Consider the following 24,794-nt stretch of genomic DNA (forward strand, 5'->3'; position numbering starts at 1 on the left):
ACAGGTCAGAGCGGATGGGGATCAGGGTTCAGGGGACGAGGCCCCGGAGGCCCCGACGATCATGAACCTGCGCGATATCCACACCCCGGTGATGCTCGAGCGCTGCATCGAGCTGCTGGCGCCCGCCCTCGGCCGCGACGGTGCCGTCTTCGTCGACGCCACGCTCGGCATGGGCGGACACTCCGAGGCGTTCCTCGAGCGGTTCCCCGGCCTGCAGCTGGTCGGCCTCGATCGCGACACCGACGCATTGCGCATCGCGGGGGAGCGCCTCGCGCGCTTCGGCGACCGCGTGCACCTCGTGCACACGGTCTACGACGGGATCGCGGATGCCGTGACCTCGGCCGGCTTCCCGGTGGCAGACGGCATCCTGTTCGATCTGGGCGTCTCGTCGCTGCAGCTCGACGTCGCCGACCGCGGCTTCGCCTACGCGCAGGACGCCCCGCTCGACATGCGCATGGACCAGTCGGCCGGCACGACGGCCGCCGAGATCCTCGCGACGTACGGCGAGGGCGATCTGCGTCGCATCTTCGAGCGGTACGGCGAGGAGAAGCTCGCCGGGCGCTACGCCCGCGCCATCATCGCCGCGCGGGGCGAGGCGCCGATCGAGCGGTCGGGCCGGCTCGTCGAGATCCTGCAGGCGGCGACGCCCGCGGCGGTGCAGCGCACCGGACACCCCGCCAAGCGCGTGTTCCAGGCGCTGCGGGTCGAGGTCAACCGCGAGCTGTCGGTGCTCGAGCGCGCCGTGCCGTCGGCGCTCGGCATCCTCCCGGTCGGCGGCCGCATCGTCGTCCTCTCCTACCAGTCCCTCGAGGACCGCCTGATCAAGCGTGCGTTCGCGGAGGCCTCCACGTCGACCGCGCCCGCGGGGCTGCCGGTCGAGCTGCCCGAGCACGCCCCGAAGTTCCGACTGCTCGTCAAAGGTGCCGAGCTCGCCACCGAAGAGGAGCGCGCGGCGAACCCGCGCGCGACGCCGGTCCGCCTGCGGGCGGCTGAGCGAGTGAAGGACGACGCATGAGCACGATCGCGAACGCCACCACAGCGGCCAGACTCTCGGGCGCGGTCGCGCCGGATCGATCGGATGCCGCGCGCCGCCGCCTCCGGGTGGTCGAGGCGCCGGCCCGCCGACGCCGCCCGAAGCTCTTCTACGGCGTGGTCGCGGTTCTCGGCGCGTTCCTCATCGCGGGTGCGCAGATGTCGCTGTCGATCATGACGACGCAGGGCACGTACGAGCTCGCCGCCCTGACGAAGGAGCAGCGCGACCTCACGTACGAGAAGCAGATGCTGTACGACGATGTCGCCGGCCTCAGCTCGCCCCAGTACCTGGCGGCGAACGCCGCCGCGCTCGGCATGGTGATCAACGAGGCGCCGAGCTACCTGCGGCTGAGCGACGGCGCGATCCTCGGACCGTCCGAGGTCGCGATGGGGTCGTCCTCGGTCGACGCGATCGGCCGCGGGGCCGTCCCCAACGCCCTCATCACCGACACGCCGCTCGTCACGGCCCCGGACGCGACGATCGACGGCGTGCCCGTCGAGGTGGCCGGCGTCGGCGACGCCGGAGTCGGCAACACTCCGCCGCCGATCACCGACGGACTGCCCACGCCCAGCACACACTGAGACGACACCGACGCCGACGCCTGACGAACGATCACGACACGAGACGCGAGATGACGACACGCAGTACGAGAAGCCCCCGCCGCCGCACCGTCGTGGCCCTCGCCGTCGTCCTGGCGGTGCTCGCCGGTTTCATCGTGAGGCTTGTCGACATCCAGGTCGTCAACGCCGACGACCACATCAAGGACTCGCTCGACGTCGCCTTCGCCGGCCAGCAGACGCTGTACGGCACGCGCGGGGCGATCGTCGACGAGAACGGGCAGACGCTGGCGGGCAGCATCCTCCGGTATGACTGCCAGCTCTCGCCGCTGCTCATCACGCAGATCGACGCGCAGGTGCTCGAGGGCGAGTCCGACGACCCGCTGTGGGCCGACGTGTCGGACGACGTCGCCGAGATCACGGGGCAGACGCCCGAAGAGGTGCGTGCCATCGTCGGCGACGCCCTCGCCGACAACCCGGAGTCGGAGTACGCCAAGCTCAAGAACGGCGTCTCGACAGAGCAGTTCCGCGCCCTCGCCGACCTCGGGGTGCCGTACATCACCTGCAACTCGCACCCTGCGCGCGCCTACCCGGACGGCGCGGTCGCGGGCAACCTCGTCGGATTCCTCGGCAGCGACGGCGCGCCGCAGGAGAGCCTCGAGCTGTCGCAGAACGACTGCCTGGCCGCGACGAACGGCACCCGCACGTACGAGAAGGGCAAGGACGGCGTCGTCATCCCCGGCACTGAGGTCGAGACGCCGGCCACCGACGGCGGCACCCTGCAGCTGACGATCAATCGGGACCTGCAGTGGTACCTGCAGCAGCTCATCGCGGAGCAGACGCAGAACATGGCCGCGCAGCACGGCGCGGTGCTCGTCTATGAGGTGAAGACCGGCAAGGTGCGCGCCGCGGCGGAGTACCCGACGGTCGACCCGAACAACGTCGACGCCACCGAGGTCAAGGACCGCACGAGCGAGATGTTCCTCGGCAGGTTCGAGCCGGGCTCGACGTTCAAGGCGCTCACCGCGGCGACGGTGATCGACGCGGGCGGGCAGACGAAGGATTCCACCGTGGTCGCGTCGAGCGAGGAGTTCTTCGCCGACGGCGCCCGCGTGCGCGACGCCTTCAAGCACCCCGCGTACACGTACACGCTGACCGGAGTTCTCATCGACTCGTCGAACGCCGGCATCTCGAAGTTCAGCGAGAAGGTCGACCGGCAGACGCGCGCCGACTACTTCCAGAGGTTCGGGATCGGGCAGGGCACGGCATCCGGCTATCCGAACGAGCAGATCGGCGTTGTCCATCCCGTCGATCAGTGGGGTACCCAGACCGCCTACAACACCTCGTTCGGGCAGGGCGTCGAGACGACCATGCCGGAGCTCGCGCGGGCATACGGCACGATCGTGAACGGCGGAGTCCGGATGCCGCTCCAGATCATCGAGTCGTGCACGAAGGCCGACGGCACCGTGGTCGAGCCCGAGGTCGACGAGCCCGAGCGCGTCCTGAACGAGAGCACCTCGGCTCAGATGCGCGAGATGCTCGAGAACGTGTTCCTCCAGGCGCCGTACGCCAAGACGGTCGCGATCCCCGGTTACCGCGTCGGCGGCAAGACGGGCACCGGTGAGAAGTCCGACGGCAACGGCGGCTACAAGCGGGGCGTGTACTACACGACGATGGTCGGCTTCGCCCCGGCCGAGGACCCCGAGTACGTGGTGGTCGTCACCCTCGACGAGCCGACGAAGGTAACATCGTCTGCGGCCAACGCGACCGCGTTCCAGAAGGCCATGACCCAGGTGCTCAAGACCTATCGCGTCATGCCTTCCACGACGTCGCCGGAGCTGCTGCCCAAGTTCGGGTAGTGTCCCGAGCTTCCGGAGTTCCCCACATGATCGCGCTCAGTATCGCCCATATCGCCCGTGCCGTCGCGGGCGAGGTGCACCTCGCCGACGGCGACACCCCCTACACCCTCGTCGACGGGACCGTCGACACGGACTCGCGGCTCATCGAGCCGGGCGGCGTCTTCGTCGCCAAGCCGGGCGAGGAGACCGACGGACACCTCTTCGTCGACGCCGCGGTCGACAACGGCGCCGTGCTCGCCCTCGTCGAGCACGTCGTCGACACGCCGGGTGCGGCATCCGTCACCCAGATCGTCGTGCCCGACGTCGTCGCGGCCATCGCGGACCTCGCGCGCGAGGTCGTCGGGCGGGTGCGCAAAGAGAGCGGCGACCTGCGGGTTGTCGGCATCACGGGCTCGAACGGCAAGACGACCACGAAGAACCTGCTCGCGCGCATCCTCGAGGGCGAAGGCGAGACGGTCGCCCCGAAGGCCTCGTTCAACAACGAGGTGGGCGCGCCGCTGACGATGCTGCGCGTCACGGGGACGACGCGGTTCCTGGTGAGCGAGCTCGGCGCCAGCGCACCGGGCGAGATCGCGCGGCTGGCCGGGCTCGTCGACCCCGACGTCGCCGTCGTGCTCATGGTCGGCATGGCGCACGCGGGCGGCTTCGGCGGCATCGAGGCGACCTTCCACGCGAAGTCCGAGCTCGTGAAGTCGCTGCACGAGGGCGGCGTCGCCGTCCTCAACGCCGACGATGCGCGCGTCGCAGCGATGGCGCCGATCGCCGCCGAGCGCGGCGCGAGCGTGCGGTGGTTCGGCCGCGGCGCCGGCGCGACCGATGTGCGCGCCGACGACGTCGCGGTGACGGCATCCGGAACCTCCTTCACGGTCACCGCCGACGGCGTCTCATTGCCGCTGCGCCTGCGGGTGCTGGGCGAGCACCACGTCATGAACGCGCTGGCGGCGATCGCCGCCGCGACGACGCTCGGCGTGTCGCTCACCGACGCCGTGGCGCGCCTGGAGACGGTCGAGATCGCCGAGCGCTGGCGGATGCAGCCGCTGGGATCGGACCGCGTGCGCATCATCAACGACGCCTACAACGCCAGCCCCGACTCGATGGCCGCGGCGCTGCGCACGCTGGCGCAGATCACCGGTCCCGAGGAGCGCACCGTCGCGGTCCTCGGCGCGATGAGCGAGCTGGGGGAGTACGCCGAGGAGGAGCACGACCGCGTGGGCCTGCTCGCGGTGCGCCTGGGCATCCAGCGGATCGTCGTCGTCGGCGACGCCGCGCGGCGGATGTACCTCGAGGCGGTCGCGCAGGGATCGTGGGACAACGAGGCCGTCTTCTTCTCGACGGCCGATGAGGCCTTCGACTATCTGCGCGGCGAGCTGCGCGAGGGTGACCGCGTGCTGGTCAAGTCGTCCAACTCGGCGGGGCTCCGGTTCCTCGGCGATCGTCTGGGAGAATCGTTCTCGTGAGATCTCTCCTGACCGCGGCGGCGATCTCGCTGGCCTTCACCCTCTTCCTCACCCCCGTCTTTCTGCGGCTCTTCCGCAAGTGGGGCTGGGGCCAGGTGATCCGCACCCCCGAAGACATCCGCAACCCCAACCACCAGACGAAGCGCGGCACGCCCACCATGGGCGGCACGATCTTCATCGTCGGCACGATCGTCGGCTATCTCGTGGGCTGTTTCGCGGGCAACAACCCTCCGACGATCTCGGGCATTCTCGTGATCTGGATGATGGTCGGCCTCGGGGCGGTGGGCTTCATCGACGACTACATGAAGGTCCGCCAGCAGAAGTTCATGGGACTGAGCGGCTGGCGCAAGATCGTCGGCCAGGTGGTGGTCACGGTGCCGTTCGGCATCGCGGCCCTGAACTTCCCCAACGAGTTCGACCAGACCCCGGCATCGCCCTTCATCTCGGTCTTCCGCGACGTCCCCGTGCTGGGCTTCATGACCCTCGGGCTCGTGATCGGGTGGATCCTCTACCTCGCCTGGATCACCTTCATCGGGGTCGCCTTCTCCAACAGCGTCAACGTCACCGACGGGCTCGACGGCCTGGCTGCCGGCGCGGCGATCTTCGTCACCGGCGCCTACAGCCTCATCGCGTTCTGGCAGTTCAACCAGGCGTGCTGGGGCGGCGAGGGGCTGTCGGCAGCCGCGAAGGCCGCGTGCTACCCGACGCGCGACCCGTTCGACCTCGCGATCATCTCGGCCTCGTTCGTCGGCGCGCTCGTGGGCTTCCTGTGGTGGAACGCCCCCAAGGCGAAGGTCTTCATGGGCGACGTCGGCTCGATGTCGATCGGCGGCGTGATCGCCGCGATGGCGATCCTCACCCGCACCGAGCTGCTCGCCGTGCTGGTCGCCGGCGTCTTCATCATCGGCCCCGGCTCGGTGATCCTGCAGCGCCTCTACTTCAAGGTCACCCGCGGCAAACGCCTGTTCCTCATGAGTCCGTTCCACCACCATCTCGAGATGCGCGGCTGGTCGGAGGTCACGATCGTCGTGCGCATGTGGATCATCGCCGGCCTCCTGGCCGTCTCGGGTGTCGGCTTCTTCTACGTCGAATGGCTTTCGCGCACATGAGCTCTGACCGCCTCTCCGCCCTGACCAGCTGGCACGCCGATTGGAAGGGGCTGCGGGTCGCCGTGCTCGGGCTGTCGGTGACCGGCTTCTCCGTCGCCGACACGCTCGCCGAGCTCGGCGCCGAGGTCCTGGTGGTCACCGAGAAGGCCGACGAGGAGTACGCGCGGCTGCTGCCGGTCATCGGCGCGCGGCTGTGGACCGGCGCGCTCGAAGACGTGCCGGCCGAGCTCGTCGACTTCGCGCCCGAGGTCGTCGTGGCCTCGCCGGGCTTCTCGCCGCGGCATCCGCTCATCACGTGGGCACGGGAGAACGGCATCGCGCTGTGGGGCGACGTCGAGCTCGCGTGGCGCGTGCGCGACAAGGTGCTGCGCGCCGACGGCACGCCCGCGGACTGGATCCTCATCACCGGCACCAATGGCAAGACGACCACGACGCGACTGACCGCGACCATGCTCGTCGCCGGCGGGCTGCGCGCGGCGCCGGTCGGCAACATCGGCACGCCCGTGCTCGACGCCGTGCGCGATCCCTCGGGCTTCGACGCGCTGGTCGTCGAGCTGTCGAGCCACCAGCTCTGGTACCTGGGGCTTCAGGACACTCCCGACCCCGTCTCGCCGCACGCCGCGGTCTGTCTCAACCTCGCCGACGACCACCTCGAGTGGCACGGGTCGTTCGAGGACTATCGCGACGCGAAGGCGCACGTGTACGACAACACGCGCGTCGCGTGCGTCTACAACAAGGCGGATGCCGCGACCCAGCGCATGGTCGAGGACGCCGATGTGGTCGAGGGCGCACGGGCCATCGGGTTCGATCTCGGCGTCCCCGGTCCCAGCGATCTGGGGGTGGTCGAGGGCATCCTCGTCGACCGCGCCTTCCTCGAGGACCGGCACAAGAGCGCGCTCGAGCTCTGCACCGTCTCCGACCTCGCCGAGCGGGGCCTGTCGGCTCCGCACATCGTCGCGAACATCCTGGCGGCCGCGGCGCTGGCGCGATCGCTGGATGTCGCACCCGCGGCGATCCGCGACGCGCTCCGCGGGTTCCGCCTCGACCCGCACCGCATCGAGGTGGTCGCACGCCACGCCGGGATCACCTGGGTCGACGACTCCAAGGCGACGAACCCGCATGCCGCCGCCTCCTCGCTCGCCGCGTACCCGGGGGCCGTGTGGGTGGTGGGCGGCCTCCTCAAGGGCGTCGACATCTCCGCGCTCGTGGCCGGGCGCGGCGGCGCGGCGAAGGCCGCGATCGTGATCGGCCTAGAGCGCACCGAGGTCGTCGCCGCGTTCGAGCGACACGCGCCGGCGGTGCCCGTGTTCGAGGTCGACGCCGATGAGACTGAAGAGGTCATGGCGCAGGTCGTCGAACTGGCGGCAGGGGTGGCGCGTGACGGGGACGTGGTTCTGCTCGCTCCCGCTGCGGCATCCTTCGACCAGTTCGCGTCGTACGCCGACCGCGGTCGCCGCTTCGCGGCGGCCGTGAGAGATCGGATCGGAACGGGGGACCCGGGTGACCACGACACAGCCACCGCGGGCCCGGACGACCAGGCCGACCCCGACGACCTCCGCGGCTGAGCCGGCGCTGCGGCGCGGACTCGCCGCCCGCGTCACTCTCGGCCGGGTGTTCGCGCCCGTGCCGAGCGAGTTCCTGCTGATCGCGTCGACGGCGCTGCTGCTGACGGTCTTCGGACTGGTCATGGTGCTGTCGGCGACGTCGGCCACCGCGACGGCGCAGGGCGAGGCGCCGTGGGACGTGGTGCTCAAGCAGGTCGTGTTCGCGCTGCTCGGCGTGCCGCTCATGTTCATCGCCAGCCGCCTGCCGGTGTCGTTCTGGAAGAAGATCGCCTGGCCGGCCCTGATCTTCGGCGTCGCCTTCCAGCTGCTGGTGTTCACGCCGCTCGGTCACGGCGCCGACGGCAACCGCAACTGGATCATCATCGGCGGATTCCAGGCGCAGCCGTCGGAGTTCCTGAAGCTCGGGCTCGCACTGTGGGTCGCGTTCATCCTCTTCCGCAAGCGCACCCTGCTCACCAAATGGCAGCACGTGTTCATCCCGCTGGTGCCGGTCGCGGGCCTCGCCATCGCGTCGGTGCTTGCCGGCGACGACCTCGGCACGGCCATGATCCTGGTGCTCATCGTGCTCGGCGCGCTCTTCTTCTCGGGCGTGAAGCTGCGCATCTTCGTGCTGCCGGCGATCGGGGCGGCGGCGGCCGTCGCCTTCCTCGCGGTCACGAGCCCCGACCGCATGCGGCGCTTCATGAGCTTCCTCAACCCGAACTGCCTCGACGACTACTTCAACGACTGCTACCAGCCGCTCCACGGCATCTGGGGCCTGGCCAGCGGCGGCATCTTCGGACTCGGGCTCGGCAACTCGCGCGAGAAGTACGACTGGCTCCCCGCCGCCGCCAACGACTACATCTTCGCGATCGTCGGCGAGGAGCTCGGCCTGATCGGCTGCGCCGTCGTGCTGACCCTCTTCGCGCTCTTCGCGGTCGGCGCCTTCCACGTCATCCGCAAGACCGACGACCCCTTCGTCCGCATCGCCGCCGGCGGCATCACCGTGTGGATCGTGGGTCAGGCCCTCATCAACATCGGCGTGGTGCTCCGCGTGTTCCCCGTGCTCGGGGTCCCGCTGCCGTTCATGTCGCAGGGCGGCACATCGCTCCTGTCGGTGCTCATCGCGTCGGGCGTGCTGCTGGCGTTCGCACGTTCACTGCCGGCATCCGTCGCCCGTCGCGAGGCACGGATCGCCGAGGCACGCGCGGCGCGCGAGCGCGCGAAGCTGCACGCGCTGCGCTGAGCGCTGCTCCGCGCGAGGGCCGGTCGCGGGCTGCGGATTCGGGTCTGAACGCTCGGGACGGGAACCGGGCCGGGGGACCGAGCCGGGTAGGCTCGGGGAGTGACGACGTACCTCCTTGCCGGCGGCGGGACCGCCGGACACGTCAACCCGCTCCTGGCTGTCGCCGACGCGCTGCGAGCGCGCGACCCCGAGGCCGAGGTGCTCGTCCTCGGCACGCGCGAGGGACTCGAGGCCCGGCTCGTGCCGGAGCGCGGCTACGAGTTGCTGATCGTCGACAAGGTGCCGTTCCCGCGCCGCCCGAACGGGGCTGCAGCGGCCTTCCCCGCCCGATTCCGTCGGGCGATCGGTCAGGTGCGTGCGCACATCGCCCAGCGCGGCGTCGACGTGGTCGTCGGCTTCGGCGGCTACGCCTCCGCACCCGCCTACGTCGCGGCCCGCCGCGCGCGCGTGCCGTTCGTGGTGCACGAGGCCAACGCGCGCCCGGGCCTGGCGAACCGGCTCGGCGCACCCCGCGCGGCGGGCGTGGGGGTCGCGTTCGAGGGCACGCCGCTCAAGGCGTCGCGAGTGGTCGGCATGCCGCTGCGGCGCGAGATCGTCGAGCTCGATCGCGACGCGCTGCGCGCCGAGGCCGCCGCGCACTTCGGCCTCGACGCCGCGAAGCCCGTGCTCCTGGTGTTCGGCGGTTCGCTCGGCGCGCAGCGCCTCAACGCCGCCTTCGGCGAGGGCCACGGCGCGGCATGGCGCGACGTCGTCGACGCGGGCTGGCAGGTGCTGCACGTGACGGGCGAGCGCTCCGAGCTGACCGACCCCGGCGTCGCCGGCTACGCCGTACGGCGCTACGTCGACCGCATGGACCTCGCCTTCGCCCTCGCCGACTTCATCGTCTCGCGCGCCGGCGCCGCGACCGTCAGCGAGATCAGCGCGCTCGGCATCCCGACGGCGTACGTCCCGTACGCGGTCGGCAACGGCGAGCAGGCGCTGAACGCCTCGTCGGCGGTGCGCGCGGGGGCTGCGGTGCTGATTCCGGATGCCGAGTTCACAGGCGACCGCGTGCGCTTGGAGGTGCTTCCGCTCCTGGCCGACAACGCCAAGCGCGCGGCGATGGCGCAGGCCGCGGCATCCGTCGGCACCCGCAACGGCACCGAGAACGTGGTCGCGATGATCGACGAGGCCCTCGGCCGCTGAGCTGCGGCATTCGTCGCAGCCGTCGAGCGGCGATCTGCGGATTCGAGGAGATTCCGGGCCGATCGCTCCTCTGATCGGCGAATCTCCTCAGATATGCCGCGGGGGCGAGAGTCTCACGTGGTCGGCGTGACGTCGCCGCCGCGCAGGGCCGCGGTGACCATCGCCAGCGCTTCGTCGGCGTCGAGGCGCAGTTCGCGCACTTGGGCGGCGAAGGCGGCCGCCGCGCGCTGCAGCTGCTGCCGCGCCGGGTCGGCGTCGAACGCGACGAACGTGCCGTTGCGTCCTCGAGTCTCGATGATGCCCGCGGCCTCGAGCTCGCGGTAGGCCCGCGCGACGGTGCCCGGCGCGATGCCGAGATCCTCGGCCAGCCGGCGGACGGTGGGCAGCCGCGAGCCCGGGGCGAGCTCGCCCGACGCGACGGCGTCGATGAGTCCGGCGCGGAGCTGCTCGAACGGCGGCACGGGCGAGGACGGGTCGATGACGATCATGCGAGTGCTCCTCCCGCCGGCCGCGGCGCGACTTCTTGCGCACGAAGATACTGCGGATACAGCCGGGCGGGCAGTCGTCCCGAGGTCGCCGTGTACGCGACTTGGATCAGCGGGATGCCGAACCAGGGGAACGTCGTGAGCACCCGCGACACGTCGGGGTCGGCCAAGCCGAGAGCGGCAAGGTACAGAACGCAGATGGCGAGCCCGAGCGGCAGCCAGGCCGCCATCGACACGCTCATGCGCAGCGCGTTCAGCGAATCAGCGCGGAAGAGATCGTCCCACGCGAGCTCCAGGGTGTTGGTCGCGGGCTGCGGCTGGGCGAGCACGCGGCGCTCGGCGGCACGACAGACCACGAGCACGAGCGCGGCGAAGGCCTGGGCGATGCACACCGTGGCCGCCGTTCCCGCGGCGATCGAGCCGCCGAGTGAGGACGCCGTGACAGCCGTGCAGCCGAGAATGCTCGCCGCGACGAGCCACAGCGGCAGCTGTGCCGCCCAGCCCGGAAGGTAGTCGCGCGCCCCGAGAGCGGACGGCCGCGCGATCCGCACGGCGGCCGGCGCGGGGGAGAACAGTCGCTCGCGTACCCCGACGACCGCCGACGTGACGCCGAGGACGCCGACGACCAGTGCGAGTGTGAGGATCCACAGCGCGAACGGCGATGACCCGATCGGCGTCCACACCAACAGGGCTGCCACGAGCGTCAGGCTCAGCAGGAGGCCCCACATGTTCGCGCGGATGATCGCGCGGGATCGGTCTCGGATGCTCCTCCACATGTCCCACGACTCGATCGGAAGCCTCGCCCGCACCGACATGCGGTAGACGTGCGCCGTGCCCCACGACTCGCGACGCACGACGAACAGCATGACCACGGCCACGCCGGCGAACACCGCGAGCAGCAGCAGGTTGAATGTCTCGAACGACATCGTGAACTCTCCGGGCACGGAGCCTATTGTGTCGGGTTCTGTATCAATGTGTCAATACAAATACCGCGCTCGAGCCCGTGCGGCCCAGCGCGCCGGGGCCGCGGCATCCGTCCCCCAACTTAGACTTGACCGGTCATGATCAGACCCGATCTCAGTCTTCCCATCCCCGACGACATCACCGCCGCCCACTTCATCGGAATCGGCGGATCCGGCATGTCGGGGCTCGCCCGCATGTTCCTCGCGCGCGGCATCCGCGTGTCGGGCTCCGACCGCGCCGACAGCACGGCGCTGCGCGAGCTCGCCGAGCTCGGCGCGACCGTCCACGTCGGGCACGACGCCGCGAATCTCGCCGGCGATGTCGACACCGTCGTCCACACGGGTGCCATCTGGCCCGAGAACCCGGAGTTCCTGCTCGCCAAGGAGCGCGGGCTGCATGTCATCCACCGCTCGCAGGCGCTGTACTGGCTCATCGGCGGCCGGCGCCTCGTATCGGTCGCGGGTGCGCACGGCAAGACCACCTCGACAGGCATGATCGTGACCGCGCTGCGCGACCTGGGCACCGATCCCACCTTCGTCAACGGCGGCGTTATCGCGCAGCTCGGCGTCTCGAGCGGCAGCGGGAGCGACGACCTGTTCGTGATCGAAGCCGACGAGTCCGACGGCACGTTCCTGCTCTACGACACCTCGATCGCGCTCATCACGAACGTCGACCCCGACCACCTGGACCACTGGGGCACGCGCGAGGCGTTCTACGCCGCGTTCGCCCGGTTTGCGAACGAGGCGCGCGAGGCGGTCGTGATCTCGGCCGACGACGCGGGCGCGAAGCTCGTGACCGAGCAGCTCACCCATCCGCGCGTCGTCACCTTCGGCGAGGCTGCCGATGCCGCAGTGCGCGTGAGCGACATCGTCACCGACGGTCCCGTGTCGTTCCGCATCACGCACGACGGTGCGACCGTCGACGCGCAGCTGCCCGTCCCCGGCGCCCACAACGCGATCAACGCCGCCGGCGCGGTCGCCGTGCTCCTCACGCTGGGCCACGAGCTCGAGCCCGCCGTGCGCGCGGTCGAGGGCTTCGCGGGCACGGTGCGCCGCTTCGAGCTGCACGGCGTCGAGCGCGGGGTCAGCGTCTTCGACGACTACGCGCATCACCCCACCGAGGTGGCCGCCGCCCTGGCCGCGGCGCGCACGGTCGTCGGCGACGGTCGCATCATCGCGATCCAGCAGCCGCACACCTACTCGCGCACGCAGGAGATGTACCGCGAGTTCGCGCAGGTGCTCGAGGAGTACGCCGACCACACCGTCATGCTCGACGTCTACGGTGCGCGCGAAGACCCGGTGCCCGGCGTGACCGGCGAACTCGTCAGCGACGCTTTCGACGACCCGTCGCACGTCCACTTCGTGCCCGACTGGCAAGAAGCCGCCGACTACACCGCGTCGGTCGCGCGCGAGGGCGACTACGTCATCACGCTCGGCTGCGGCAACGTGTACCTCATCATCCCGCAGGTGCTCGAGGCCCTCGGCCGCCCGGGTTCCGCACCCCTGACGAGCAGCGCGGAGTAGACCCGCATGCGCCGCCCCTCGCCGCTGCCGCAGCCGCCGGTCGCCTCGCGCGCCACGGCGAAGACGGCCGCGCCGAAGGCGGCCGCCCCGACGCGGGCGCACGGCGCCGACGACACCGAAGACCTCGAGGGGCTCCGCGGCGCGCTGGCGCCCGATTCCGCCGAGAGCGGGTTCGCCCGCGGTGCCGACGAGGGGACGGATGCCGCATCCCCGGCGGCCGCGCCGGCCCCTGGCGACGGCGACACGGCGCCGGTCATCCCGATCGGCTCCGGGGCGCCTGCGGGCGCGCCGAGCGCGCTCGCAGGCTCGCCGACCCCGCTGCCCGGAACGACCCCGTCCGAAGGAGAGACCGCCGGCGATCCTGACGGGGGAGAGGTCGGCTTCCGCCAGGTGTGGAAGGCGGCCCGCGCCCGACGCAAGGCGCTGCGCGCCGAGATCCGCCGCTTCACCGTGCGTCAGCGGCGCCGGCGGGCGGTCTGGCTGGGGGCCGCGGCATCCGTCACCTTCCTCGCCCTGGGCACGGTGGGCGCCGCGTACAGTCCTCTGTTCGGAGTCGAGAAGATCTCGGTGGTCGGCGCGCAGCAGCTCGCCGCCGCCGACATCGCCGACGCACTGTCTGGCCAGCTCGGCACGCCGCTGCCCCTCGTCGACGAGAGCGCGGTCAAGGCGGAGCTCATCGGCTTCCCGCTGATCGAGACGTACGCGCTCGAGGCGCGACCGCCGCACGAGCTCGTCGTGCGGATCGTGGAGCGCACGCCGATCGGCCTCGTCGAGACCCGCGCGGGCTACACGCTCGTCGATGCGGCAGGGGTGGCGCTCTCGACCACAGCGACGCCGGCGGCCGGTACACCGCTGCTGACGATCAGGGGCGGCGTCGACTCGGACGCCTTCACGGCGGCGGGACAGGTCATGCGGTCGCTGCCGGCCGAGATCCGCGCGCAGGTCACCGAGGTGACCGCCTCGACGCCCGACGACGTGACGCTCTCGCTCGGCGGCACCAACACGCAGGTCGTGTGGGGGAGTGCCGAGGAGTCGGCCGAGAAGGCCCTGGTGCTCCAGAAGGCCATGGCCGGCCGCCCGCCCGCCGACGTCTACACCTACGACGTGTCGTCGCCGGACGCGATCGTCATCCACTGACGCACCTCGGCCCTCGAGCCGAGCCGAGCCGAGCCGAGCCCGAACGACGACTTGCGCGCCGGATGCCGCGACACGCCGAAGCGGTCCGGGCCGACGCGCCCGGCGCGCTTACTTTCGATCTCAGGAATTGCATACCGGGCAATTCTTTACACCTCTACTAGAGGTTGAAGGTTTAGAAGGTCCAGGGCTACGGAGGCCGGCATGAGCCAGAACCAGAACTACCTCGCCGTGATCAAGGTCGTCGGCGTCGGCGGCGGCGGCGTCAACGCGGTCAACCGCATGATCGAGCTCGGCCTGCGGGGCGTCGAGTTCATCGCCATCAACACCGACGCCCAGGCGCTGCTGATGAGCGACGCCGACGTCAAGCTCGACGTCGGGCGCGAACTGACCCGGGGACTCGGCGCAGGCGCCGATCCCGAGGTGGGCCGTCGCGCCGCGGAAGACCACGCCGAAGAGATCGAAGAGGCGCTGCGCGGCGCCGACATGGTCTTCGTCACGGCCGGCGAAGGCGGCGGCACGGGCACCGGCGGTGCGCCGGTGGTCGCCAAGATCGCGAAGTCGATCGGCGCCCTGACCATCGGTGTCGTGACCAAGCCTTTCTCGTTCGAGGGCCGTCGCCGACAGCAGCAGGCCGAGACCGGCGTCGCGCGGCTCAAGGAAGAGGTCGACACCCTCATCGTGGTGCCGAACGACCGCCTCCTCGAGATCAGCGACCGGGGCATCTCGATGATCGAGGCGTTCGCGACCGCCGACCAGGTGCTCCTCGCCGGTGTGCAGGGCATCACCGACCTCATCACGACGCCGGGTCTGATCAACCTCGACTTCGCCGACGTCAAGTCGGTCATGCAGGGAGCAGGCTCCGCGCTCATGGGCATCGGCTCGGCGCGGGGGGCGGACCGTGCCATCAAGGCCGCCGAGCTCGCGGTCGAGTCGCCGCTGCTCGAAGCGTCGATCGAGGGTGCACACGGCGTGCTGCTGTCGATCCAGGGCGGTTCCAACCTGGGAATCTTCGAGATCAACGACGCCGCCCAGCTGGTGAAGGAAGCCGCGCACCCCGAGGCGAACATCATCTTCGGAACGGTCATCGACGACACGCTCGGCGATGAGGTGCGCGTGACGGTCATCGCCGCGGGCTTCGACGGCGGTGAGCCGCAGGCGCGCATCGAACCCATCGCGGTGTCGCGCGTCGTCTCGGCGCCCGCCCTGCCGGCCACGTCGGCGGACGAGGCCGCGAAGGACCGCGACGTCGTCGAGCAGCCCGCGGTGCCGGTCTCGGTCGGCGCGGTGACGGAGTCGTCGTACGACACCGCCTTCGGCGACGACGATCTCGACATCCCCGACTTCCTCAAGTAAGTGCTCGCGGAGCGCCTCGCGGCGATCGATGAGCGGATAGCGGATGCCGCACGCGCGGCCGGCCGCGATCCGTCCGAGCTCACCCGCATCGTGGTGACGAAGTTCCACCCCGCCGCGCTCGTCGAGGAGCTCTACGCGCTCGGCGTGCGCGACGTGGGGGAGAACCGGCAGCAGGAGTTCAGCCGCAAGGTCGTCGAGGTCGGCCCTCTCGACGGCCTGCGGTGGCATTTCATCGGGCAGGCGCAGACCAACAAGGCGCGGGCGATCCGGGGCGCGGCATCCGTCGTCCACTCGCTCGACCGCGCCCGCCTCGCCGACGCTCTGCACGCCGCCGCAGAGCCCGAAGACGCCCCGCTCGACGTGCTGCTGCAGGTGAACCTCACCGACGACCCGGGACGAGGGGGTGTCGCCTCGGGCGATCTCGAAGCCCTCGCGACCCATACGGCGGGTCTCGCCTCGCTCCGCGTGCGCGGGGTCATGGCCGTCGCGCCGCTCGACGAGCCGCCGGCACCCGCCTTCGAGCGGCTCGCCGGACTGGCCGGGATCGTGCGCCGCGTGGTCCCTGATGCTGGCTGGATCTCGGCGGGCATGACCGCGGACTTCGCCGAGGCGATCGCCGCGGGTGCGACACACCTGCGGATCGGGTCGGCAATCACCGGCCCCAGACCAGAACGCGGTTAACCTCGGAACACATGAGCACTACGGAGGATCAGATGTCGAACCCGCTCAAGAAGACCATGGTGTACCTCGGACTCGCCGACGAGGAAGAGGTCTACGAAGAGCCGGCCCCGCAGCCGCGTGCTCGCAAGACCGAGCAGGTCGCGGAGAAGCCCGCCGCTCCTGTGACGCCGATCCACCGTCCGGCGGTCGTGCGTCAGCCGGCGCCCGCCGCGATCAACGAGATCCTGACGGTGCACCCCAAGCAGTACCGCGACGCCCAGGTCATCGCCGAGAACTTCCGCGACGGCATCCCGGTCATCATCAACCTGTCGCAGATGAGCGACGCCGACGCGCGCCGTCTGATCGACTTCGCGAGCGGGCTGTCGCTCGGGCTCTACGGACGCATCGAGCGGGTCACGAGCAAGGTGTTCCTGCTCTCGCCCGAGAACGTCGCCGTGTCGGGCGACGGAGCGGTCGCACAGGCGGATCCGGAGTCGGTTCCGTTCGCGCAGCCGTAATCTGGCTACGTGGCAGTCGTCCAACTCATCGCAGCGATCCTCAACCTCGCGCTGCTGCTCTATGTCTTCGTGTTGCTCACCCGGCTGATCCTCGACTGGATCCCGTTCTTCAACCGCGAGTGGCGTCCGCGGGGCGCCGGATTGGTCGCGGCGGAGATCGTCTACACGGTCACCGACCCGCCGATCAAGCTGTTCCGCCGCTTCATTCCGCCGCTGCGCGTCGGCGCCATCGCGATCGACTTCGGGTTCGCGCTGACGATGCTGCTGTGCTTCATCCTGCTCAGCGTCACCCGTACGCTCGCGGGCTGAGCCGACTCCGATCCGACCCGCCGGTGGCCTTCGACACTCTCAGAACCGATGACTATGCTTTGCTGATACGAACGGCCGTCACACGACGGCCGCACCGACATCGGCCCCCGGGCACCGGTCGTCAGCCGGCACCGTCCAGACGCTCGAAAGAGGAATCACCATGGCATTGTCCCCCGATGACGTCGTCACCAAGCAGTTCCAGCACGTCCGCTTCAAGGAGGGTTTCGACCCTGACGAGGTGGACGACTTCCTCGACGAGATCGTCGTGGAGTGGCGCAAGGCCCTCGCCGAGAACGAGGAGCTGAAGGCCAAGCTGGCGGCGTACGAGTCGGGTGATGCTCCCGCACGTGCCGCCGAGCCGGCGCCCGCTCCCGTCGTCGAGGCCGCTCCGGCCACCGGCGCCGCCCCTGCCGCCAGCGCGGGCATCATCGAGCTGGCTCAGCGCCTCCACGACGAGCACGTCGCCGAGGGCATCGCGCAGCGCGACCAGCTCATCTCCGACGCCAAGTCGCAGGCTGCGTCGATCGTGTCGGAGGCCGAGACCCGTGGTCGCGAGGAGCTCGCGAAGCTCGACCGCGAGCGCACGGTCCTCGAGGGCCGCATCAGCGAGCTGCGCAACTTCGAGCGCGACTACCGCGCCCAGCTGCGCAGCTACATCGAGGGCAAGCTGCGCGACCTCGAGACCACGGCGACGACGTCCGGCGCACAGCCGGTCTCGGCGCTGGGCCTCTAGGCCTTGACGCGCCGACCTCCCCTTCGTCAGGCGGCGGCCGGCACCATCATCGCGATTCTCGCGGTGCTGGTGCTGGCCGCCGACCAGTTGGCGAAGTACCTCGCCCTCGAGAATCTTCCGTACCAGGAGCCGGTCGAGGTCCTCGGTGACTTCCTGAGCTTCTACCTCACGCGCAATCCCGGCGCGGCCTTCTCGCTCGGCGAGGAGGTCACCTGGATCTTCACGATCGCCCTGGCGGTCGTCGCCGTCGTCATCGGCTGGCTGGCCGCCAGGCGGGTGCGCTCGCGCCTGTGGGCCGTCACCCTCGGGCTTCTGCTCGGCGGTGTGCTGGGCAACCTCACCGACCGGCTGTTCCGCGAGCCCGGCTTCGGCGTCGGGCACGTGATCGACTTCATCAACACGCCGTGGATGTGGTTCTTCCCCGGCATGTCTCCGGCGATCTACAACATCGCCGACATCTTCATCGTGTGCGACATGATCGCGATCGCACTCCTGGTACTCGTGGGGGTCCACATGGACGGTACGCGCGACAGCAGCGGCAAGAACGACAGCGAGAACGAGAACGCCGGCGACGACGAGACGCTCCTCGGCGCCGAGGGCGACCAGTTCGCGTCCGGCGGGACGGTGGAGGGATTCGGCGACGAGTTCCCCGTCGCCGATCCGGATGCCGGCATCCCGGCCGCCGAACGCGGCCTGCCGCCGCTCAGCGACAGCGAGCAGCGCGCGGTCGAGGCGGAGGCCGAGCGCGAGGCCGAGGAGTACGAGGCCGGTCGCGACACCGGCTCCGACAACGGACGCTCCGGCTCCGGCGCCCAGCTCTGACGTGGAATCGCGCAGCCTGCCCGTCCCCGACGGCCTCGACGGAGCCCGCGTCGACGCGGCGCTGGCGAAGATGCTCGGCTTCTCGCGCACCTTCGCCGCTGAGGTGGCCGAGGCGGGCGGCGTGACGATGGACGGCCGCACGCTCGCCAAGTCCGACAAGCTCCGCGGCGGCGCGTGGCTCGACGTCTCGTGGGCGCCGAGGGAGGCGCCGCGCGTCATCCCGGTCGATGTGCCCGAGCTCGGCATCGCGTACGACGACGACGACATCGTCGTCGTCGACAAGCCCTCGGGCGTCGCCGCGCATCCGTCGGTCGGCTGGGAGGGCCCCACGGTGCTGGGCGCATTGGCGGCGGGAGGGTTCCGCATCGCGACGACCGGCGCCGCCGAGCGCCAGGGCGTGGTGCACCGCCTCGACGTCGGCACCAGCGGACTCATGGTGGTCGCGAAGACGGAGCGGGCGTATGTCGCCCTCAAGCGCGCCTTCAAAGAGCGCGAGGTCGAGAAGATCTATCACGCGGTCGTGCAGGGGCACCCCGACCCGCTCGTGGGGACGATCGACGCGCCCATCGGGCGGCATCCGTCGCACTCCTGGAAGTTCGCGGTGACGCACGACGGCAAGGACTCCATCACCCACTACGAGACGCTCGAGGCGTTTCCCGGCGCCTCGCTGCTGGAGATCCATCTCGAGACCGGGCGCACGCACCAGATCCGGGTGCACATGGCCGCGCACCGGCATCCGTGTGTGGGAGACCCCCTCTACGGCGCGGACCCGACGCTGTCGGCGCGCCTGGGCCTCACACGCCAGTGGCTCCACGCGCGCGAACTCTCGTTCGCGCACCCGGCCACGGGGGAGTGGGTCACGTTCACCTCGGAGTACCCGGCCGACCTCGCCCACGCGCTCGACGTGCTGCGCGGCGACTGAGCTGCGTTCTAGCGGCCACCCTCGAAGCGGGCCGAGCCGTCGGCGTCGAGGGCGACCTCGATGCGGCGGCGCATCTCGGGCCCCACGAGCGCGGGCAGCGCGGCGAGGTCGTACCAGCCCACTTCCGTCATCTCGCCGTCGGCAGGATAGGGCTCGCCCGATACCCAGCTGCAGCGGAAGGTGATGTCGAGGTAGTCGCTCTGGTCGCCGTTCTCATAGGTGACTCGGGGGAGCTGGTGAACCCACGCCAGCCGTTCGACGCGGCATACGACGTCGGCCTCCTCGAGCGTCTCGCGCACGGCCGCGTCGGCCGGCTCCTCGCCGGGATCGACGATGCCGGTGATCGGCGTCAGGTGCCCGTTGTCGACCCGGCGTCCCAGCAGCACCTTCCCGTCCCGCAGCACGACGGCGGTGACGCCGACGAGGGGCAGCGGGTCGGTGCCGACCTTGCTGCGGAGGTCGAGGACGAAGTCAGGTGTGGGCATGCATCAACCCTAGGGTCGACGCGCGCGAGCTCTCGCTGCCGAACCGGCGGACGTCGGCCGAGGGATGGATCGTGTCGGATGCGTCGGGCAGAGTGTCGTCATGACGATCGAGGTGCGGCCGGCCACGGAGTTCGAAGACGTCGCGACGATGGTCGGCCCGAAGAACCCGGCGTCGAACGTGTGCTTCTGCTTGAGCTACCGCATCCCCAGCAAGGAGAATCTCGCGCTCAGGGGACCCGAGCGCGCCGAACGCGTGCAGCGTCTGATGGACGAGGAGGGGCCGATCGGGGTGCTCGCGTACGACGGCGACGACGTCGTCGGCTGGGCCGCCGTGGCGCCGCGCACGCGCACGCACTTCGCGACGTTCCGGAAGATCCCGCACGTCGATGATCAGGACGTGTGGTCGCTGTGGTGCTTCCGGGTCCGCCCGGGCCACCGCAAGAAGGGCGTCATGCACGCTCTCGTGGACGGAGCCGTGGAGTTCGCCCGCGAGCAGGGGGCGCCGGCGATCGAGGGGTATCCGGTCGACAATCGCGGCGCGAAGGTCGACCTCACCATGGCATACGTCGGCACCCGCCGGCTGTTCGAGCAGGCGGGGTTCGTCAAGGCCGCGGACACCGAGTCCGTGCTGTCGGGATTTCCGCGCGTGCTGATGCGTCGCGACCTCTAGCGTGGACGCGTGAACGAACTCCTCCGGCGCCGCCTCGCACGCGCCAACACGCTCTATCTCGACCTCGTCGATGCCGTCTCGGCCGAGCAGCTCGGCTCGCACCTCGCCGACCTCCCATCCGACACGGTGGGCCACCAGCTCTGGTGCGTGCTCGGTGCGCGCGAGAGCTACCCGGCGGCCGCCCGGGCAGGGGAGTGGCAGGGCTTCACGAGTCCCGTCACGGCGGAGCAGACGACGGATGCCGCGGCCCTGCGCGCCGCCTTCGTCCAGACCGCGTCGGACGTCGACGCCTGGATCGCGGGGTTCGACGCCGATGACGAGGCATCCGCCACGTACGCGCTCGCGCTGCTGGAGCACGAGACGCAGCACCACGGCCAGCTGATCCGCTACCTGTACGGCCTCGGCATTCAGCGGCCCGAGTCGTGGCAGCGGCAGTACGCCCTCGACGAGGAGTTCTGAGCCCCTCACCTTCGACCTCCGGTGGAGGGTGAGGCCGCCGCGCGGCCGGAACCTTCATCCTCTACTCGAGAGTGAATCGACCTGTCGCGGCAGTCCGGCTGACACCCGGCGAGGTCGGCGGGAGTGTCCCCGGGCGTTCGTAGACTCGAGGACGTGGCATCCGATTCCTTCGTCCATCTGCACGTGCACAGCGAGTACTCGATGCTCGACGGGGCGGCCAAGATCGGCGCCATGACGCAAGCCGCCGCGGACTACGGGATGCCGGCGATCGCGGTCACCGACCACGGCAACACGTTCGCCGCGTTCGAGTTCTATCGCGCGGCGCAGGCCGCGGGGGTGAACCCGATCATCGGGCTCGAGGCCTACGTCACTCCGGGCACCCACCGCAGCGACAAGTCGCGGGTGGCCTGGGGCTCGCCCGAGCAGAAGAGCGACGACGTCTCGGGCTCGGGCGCTTACACCCACATGACCCTGTGGAGCGAGACCACGGCCGGCATGCACAACCTCTTCCGGCTGAGCTCGCTGTCGAGCATGGAGGGCTATTACTTCAAGCCCCGCATGGACCGCGAGCTGCTGCAGACGTACGGGAAGGGGCTCATCGCCACGACGGGCTGCCCGTCCGGCGAGGTGCAGACCCGGCTGCGCCTGGGGCAGTACGACGCGGCGCGGGCGGCAGCCGCCGAGTTCCAAGACATCTTCGGCAAGGAGAACTACTTCGCCGAGATCATGGACCACGGCCTGCCGATCGAGCGGCGGATCATGTCCGACCTGCTCCGGCTCGCCAAGGACCTCGACATCCCGCTCGTCGGGACCAACGACTCGCACTACACGCACCAGCACGAGGCCGACGCCCACGCCGCCCTGCTGTGCGTGCAGTCCGGGTCGACGCTCGACGACCCCAACCGGTTCAAGTTCGACGGCGACGGCTATTACATCAAGACGGCGCAGGAGATGCGGCAGCTCTTCCGCGACCACCCCGAGGCGTGCGACAACACACTGCTGATCGCCGAGCGCTGCAAGGTCGAGTTCAACACGTCGGCGAACTACATGCCGCGGTTTCCGGTGCCCGACGGCGAGACCGAAGACAGCTGGCTCATCAAGGAGGTCGAGCGCGGCCTTCACTACCGGTACCCGGGCGGCATCCCCGACAAGGTACGCAAGCAGGCCGAGTACGAGACCGGGATCATCCTGCAGATGGGCTTCCCGGGCTACTTCCTCGTGGTCGCGGACTTCATCAACTGGGCGAAGGACCACGGCATCCGCGTCGGCCCGGGCCGCGGCTCGGGTGCGGGGTCGATGGTCGCCTACGCGATGAAGATCACCGACCTCGACCCGCTCGAGCACGGCCTCATCTTCGAGCGCTTCCTCAACCCCGACCGCGTCTCGATGCCCGACTTCGACGTCGACTTCGACGACCGCCGCCGCGGCGAGGTGATCGAGTACGTCACCGAGAAGTACGGCTCCGAGCGCGTCGCGCAGATCGTCACGTACGGCACGATCAAGTCGAAGCAGGCGCTCAAGGACGCCGGCCGCGTCCTCGGCTTCCCGTTCAGCATGGGGGAGCGCCTGACCAAGGCGATGCCGCCGCCCGTCATGGGCAAGGACATGCCGCTCGACGGCATGTTCGATCCGCAGCACCCCCGCTTCAAGGAGGCGGTGGAGTTCCGCACGCTCATCGAGACCGACCCCGAGGCGAAGACGGTGTTCGATCGCGCCCTCGGGCTCGAGGGGCTGAAGCGCCAGTGGGGAGTTCACGCCGCCGGCGTGATCATGTCGTCGGAGCCGCTGCTCGACATCATCCCGATCATGCGCCGCGAGCAGGACGGCCAGATCGTCACGCAGTTCGACTACCCGTCGTGCGAGACCCTCGGCCTCATCAAGATGGACTTCCTGGGGCTGCGCAACCTCACGATCATCTCGGACGCCCTCGACAACATCCGCCTCAACCGCGGCGAGGAGCTCGACCTCGAGCATCTCGCCCTCGACGACCGCCCCGCGTACGACCTGCTCACGCGGGGTGACACGCTGGGCGTCTTCCAGCTCGACGGCGGGCCGATGCGCTCGCTGCTGCGGCTGATGAAGCCCGACAACTTCGAGGACATCTCGGCCGTCATCGCGCTGTATCGTCCTGGCCCGATGGGTGCGAACTCGCACACCAACTACGCCCTGCGCAAGAACGGGCTGCAGGACATCACGCCGATCCACCCCGAGCTCGAAGAGCCGCTGAGGGACATCCTCGACACGACCTACGGCCTGATCATCTATCAGGAGCAGGTCATGGCCATCGCGCAGAAGGTCGCCGGGTTCTCTCTCGGACAGGCCGACATCCTCCGCCGCGCGATGGGCAAGAAGAAGAAGTCCGAGCTCGACAAGCAGTACGAGGGCTTCTCCGGCGGCATGAAGGAGCGCGGCTTCGGGGACGCCGCCATCCAGGCGCTGTGGGACATCCTGCTGCCCTTCTCGGACTACGCCTTCAACAAGGCGCACTCGGCGGCGTACGGGCTCGTCTCGTACTGGACCGCGTATCTCAAGGCGCACTACCCGGCCGAGTACATGGCCGCGCTGCTGACGAGCGTCGGCGACTCCAAAGACAAGATGGCGGTCTACCTCAACGAGTGCCGCCGCATGGGCATCAAGGTCCTGCCGCCCGACGTCGGGCAGTCGATCCGCTACTTCGCCGCCGTCGACGAAGACATCCGCTTCGGTCTCGGCGCCGTCCGCAACGTCGGTGCCAACGTCGTCGACGCGATCGTCGAGGCGCGGGCCGAGACATCCTTCACGTCCTTCCACGACTTCCTCTCCAAGGTGCCCGTCCACGTCGCCAACAAGCGCACGGTCGAGTCGCTGATCAAGGCGGGGGCGTTCGACACGCTCGGCTCGACCCGCCGCGCGCTGATGGAGATCCACGAGGACGCGACAGAGGCGGCCGTGCTCGACAAGCGCCGTGAGGCCAACGGCGAGGTCGGATTCGACTTCGACTCGCTGTGGGGCGACGACGAGCCGCAGCAGGCGGCGAAGGTGCCCGAGCGGCCGGAGTGGACCAAGAAGGACAAGCTCGCGTTCGAACGCGAGATGCTGGGCCTGTACGTGTCGGATCACCCGCTCGCGGGGCTCGAGATCCCCCTGGCGAAGCACGCCTCCACCACCATCCACGATCTGCTCGCCTCGGAGGACGTCGGCGACGGCGACCAGGTCACGATCGCCGGCCTGGTGACGAGCGTGCAGCACCGGGTCGCGAAGCAGAGCGGCAATCCGTACGGCATGATCACCGTCGAGGACTTCGACGGCGAGATCACGGTCATGTTCATGGGCAAGACGTACACCGAGTTCCAGCACATGCTCCAGGCCGATTCGATCCTCGTCGTGCGAGGACGGGTGTCGCGCCGCGATGACGGCATGAACCTCCACGCGCAGTCGGCCATGACACCCGATCTCGGGGCCATGGACGAGTCGAGCTCGCTCGTCCTGCTCATGCCGGAGCGGCGCGCCAGCGAGGCGCTGGTCGGCGAGCTGCTGCAGACGCTGAACCGTCACGCCGGCGACACCGAGGTGTCGCTCAAGCTCCACAGCGGCACGGTGGCGAAGGTCTTCGAGGTGCCGCACACCGTGCGGATCACGCCGGATCTGTACGGCGAGCTGAAGGGTCTGCTGGGGCCGCAGTGCCTCGGCTGACAGGCGACCGCGGCGGCGACGCCGGATGTCGCCGCGCATCGCGTGGTCTCATCGGCGTCTCATGCGCCGTGGGTAATATCAGGACGACGCGGG

At 70.1% G+C, this 24,794-nt stretch carries 22 protein-coding genes and 1 pseudogene; 20 read left to right on the forward strand and 3 right to left on the reverse strand.

Annotated features, from left to right (window positions below; translation table 11 throughout):
• The first annotated feature begins 61 nt into the window (after positions 1-61).
• The 8 genes from rsmH to IM770_RS00720 all read left to right on the forward strand — a co-directional run bounded on the left by rsmH (position 62) and on the right by IM770_RS00720 (position 9,990).
• Positions 62-1,015: a 16S rRNA (cytosine(1402)-N(4))-methyltransferase RsmH gene (gene rsmH / locus IM770_RS00685; RefSeq protein ID WP_203579225.1), complete on the forward strand. Its 954-nt coding sequence runs from the start codon at positions 62-64 to the stop codon at positions 1,013-1,015.
• Positions 1,012-1,614, forward strand: a complete 603-nt coding sequence (gene ftsL, locus IM770_RS00690; RefSeq protein ID WP_203579226.1) for a cell division protein FtsL — start codon at positions 1,012-1,014, stop codon at positions 1,612-1,614. Before rsmH ends, ftsL begins: the two co-directional genes overlap by 4 nt.
• A 50-nt stretch (positions 1,615-1,664) precedes the next feature.
• Positions 1,665-3,449 (forward strand): peptidoglycan D,D-transpeptidase FtsI family protein, encoded by a 1,785-nt coding sequence (locus tag IM770_RS00695; protein ID WP_203579227.1) that lies wholly within the window; start codon positions 1,665-1,667, stop codon positions 3,447-3,449.
• 26 nt (positions 3,450-3,475) lie between these two features.
• A complete protein-coding gene (locus IM770_RS00700; protein WP_203579228.1) occupies positions 3,476-4,906 on the forward strand; it encodes a UDP-N-acetylmuramoyl-tripeptide--D-alanyl-D-alanine ligase in 1,431 nt (476 codons plus the stop codon).
• Positions 4,903-6,015, forward strand: a complete 1,113-nt coding sequence (mraY, locus tag IM770_RS00705; protein ID WP_203579229.1) for a phospho-N-acetylmuramoyl-pentapeptide-transferase — start codon at positions 4,903-4,905, stop codon at positions 6,013-6,015. The genes IM770_RS00700 and mraY overlap by 4 nt, the downstream gene beginning before the upstream one ends.
• Complete coding sequence (murD, locus tag IM770_RS00710; protein ID WP_203579230.1) at positions 6,012-7,580, forward strand: UDP-N-acetylmuramoyl-L-alanine--D-glutamate ligase; 1,569 nt, start codon at positions 6,012-6,014, stop codon at positions 7,578-7,580. Before mraY ends, murD begins: the two co-directional genes overlap by 4 nt.
• Positions 7,516-8,805, forward strand: coding sequence for a putative lipid II flippase FtsW (ftsW, locus tag IM770_RS00715; protein WP_203579231.1), 1,290 nt, complete (start codon positions 7,516-7,518; stop codon positions 8,803-8,805). The genes murD and ftsW overlap by 65 nt, the downstream gene beginning before the upstream one ends.
• 99 nt (positions 8,806-8,904) lie before the next feature.
• A complete protein-coding gene (locus tag IM770_RS00720) occupies positions 8,905-9,990 on the forward strand; it encodes a UDP-N-acetylglucosamine--N-acetylmuramyl-(pentapeptide) pyrophosphoryl-undecaprenol N-acetylglucosamine transferase (protein WP_203579232.1) in 1,086 nt (361 codons plus the stop codon).
• 113 nt (positions 9,991-10,103) lie between these two features.
• On the opposite strand, the gene IM770_RS00725 is transcribed toward IM770_RS00720, so the two are convergent.
• Together IM770_RS00725 and IM770_RS00730 are read right to left on the reverse strand one after the other, a co-directional pair.
• Positions 10,104-10,478: a GntR family transcriptional regulator gene (locus IM770_RS00725; RefSeq protein ID WP_203579233.1), complete on the reverse strand. Its 375-nt coding sequence runs from the start codon at positions 10,476-10,478 to the stop codon at positions 10,104-10,106.
• The gene (locus IM770_RS00730; RefSeq protein WP_203579234.1) at positions 10,475-11,419 is read right to left on the reverse strand and encodes a hypothetical protein; all 945 of its coding nucleotides are present in this window, start codon (positions 11,417-11,419) and stop codon (positions 10,475-10,477) included. Before IM770_RS00730 ends, IM770_RS00725 begins: the two co-directional genes overlap by 4 nt.
• A 117-nt stretch (positions 11,420-11,536) precedes the next feature.
• On the opposite strand from IM770_RS00730, the gene murC reads away from it, so the two are divergent.
• From murC to IM770_RS00775, 9 genes and pseudogenes are all read left to right on the forward strand, one after another.
• Positions 11,537-12,961 (forward strand): UDP-N-acetylmuramate--L-alanine ligase, encoded by a 1,425-nt coding sequence (gene murC, locus IM770_RS00735; protein ID WP_203579235.1) that lies wholly within the window; start codon positions 11,537-11,539, stop codon positions 12,959-12,961.
• Between the two features lie 6 nt (positions 12,962-12,967).
• The gene (locus IM770_RS00740) at positions 12,968-14,098 is read left to right on the forward strand and encodes an FtsQ-type POTRA domain-containing protein (RefSeq protein WP_203579236.1); all 1,131 of its coding nucleotides are present in this window, start codon (positions 12,968-12,970) and stop codon (positions 14,096-14,098) included.
• 201 nt (positions 14,099-14,299) lie between these two features.
• The gene (gene ftsZ / locus IM770_RS00745; RefSeq protein WP_203579237.1) at positions 14,300-15,451 is read left to right on the forward strand and encodes a cell division protein FtsZ; all 1,152 of its coding nucleotides are present in this window, start codon (positions 14,300-14,302) and stop codon (positions 15,449-15,451) included.
• Positions 15,452-16,132, forward strand: coding sequence for a YggS family pyridoxal phosphate-dependent enzyme (locus tag IM770_RS00750; RefSeq protein WP_203579238.1), 681 nt, complete (start codon positions 15,452-15,454; stop codon positions 16,130-16,132). It begins immediately after the preceding gene.
• Between the two features lie 32 nt (positions 16,133-16,164).
• Positions 16,165-16,629, forward strand: a complete 465-nt coding sequence (locus tag IM770_RS00755) for a cell division protein SepF (protein WP_203579844.1) — start codon at positions 16,165-16,167, stop codon at positions 16,627-16,629.
• Positions 16,630-16,638: 9 nt separating this feature from the next.
• Entirely contained in the window at positions 16,639-16,938 is a 300-nt protein-coding gene (locus IM770_RS00760; protein WP_109209270.1) for a YggT family protein, read from the forward strand.
• 160 nt (positions 16,939-17,098) lie between these two features.
• Positions 17,099-17,671 (forward strand): DivIVA domain-containing protein, encoded by a 573-nt coding sequence (locus tag IM770_RS00765; RefSeq protein WP_203579239.1) that lies wholly within the window; start codon positions 17,099-17,101, stop codon positions 17,669-17,671.
• A 3-nt stretch (positions 17,672-17,674) separates the two neighbouring features.
• Positions 17,675-18,203, forward strand: a pseudogene (lspA, locus tag IM770_RS00770) (signal peptidase II); the annotation flags it as partial.
• Positions 18,204-18,494: 291 nt separating this feature from the next.
• Positions 18,495-19,415, forward strand: a complete 921-nt coding sequence (locus tag IM770_RS00775; protein WP_203579240.1) for an RluA family pseudouridine synthase — start codon at positions 18,495-18,497, stop codon at positions 19,413-19,415.
• 8 nt (positions 19,416-19,423) lie between these two features.
• On the opposite strand, the gene IM770_RS00780 is transcribed toward IM770_RS00775, so the two are convergent.
• Entirely contained in the window at positions 19,424-19,900 is a 477-nt protein-coding gene (locus tag IM770_RS00780; protein ID WP_203579241.1) for an NUDIX hydrolase, read from the reverse strand.
• Between the two features lie 100 nt (positions 19,901-20,000).
• Between IM770_RS00780 and IM770_RS00785 the strand changes: the two genes are divergently transcribed.
• The 3 genes from IM770_RS00785 (at position 20,001) to dnaE (ending at position 24,701) form a co-directional block, all read left to right on the forward strand.
• Entirely contained in the window at positions 20,001-20,570 is a 570-nt protein-coding gene (locus IM770_RS00785; RefSeq protein ID WP_203579242.1) for a GNAT family N-acetyltransferase, read from the forward strand.
• A gap of 9 nt (positions 20,571-20,579) precedes the next feature.
• A complete protein-coding gene (locus tag IM770_RS00790; protein ID WP_203579243.1) occupies positions 20,580-21,029 on the forward strand; it encodes a DinB family protein in 450 nt (149 codons plus the stop codon).
• A 201-nt stretch (positions 21,030-21,230) separates the two neighbouring features.
• A complete protein-coding gene (dnaE, locus tag IM770_RS00795) occupies positions 21,231-24,701 on the forward strand; it encodes a DNA polymerase III subunit alpha (protein WP_239065658.1) in 3,471 nt (1,156 codons plus the stop codon).
• The last annotated feature ends 93 nt before the right edge of the window (positions 24,702-24,794 follow it).

The organism is Microbacterium hibisci (assembly GCF_015278255.1).
GTDB classification, from domain to species: Bacteria; Actinomycetota; Actinomycetes; order Actinomycetales; family Microbacteriaceae; genus Microbacterium; species Microbacterium hibisci.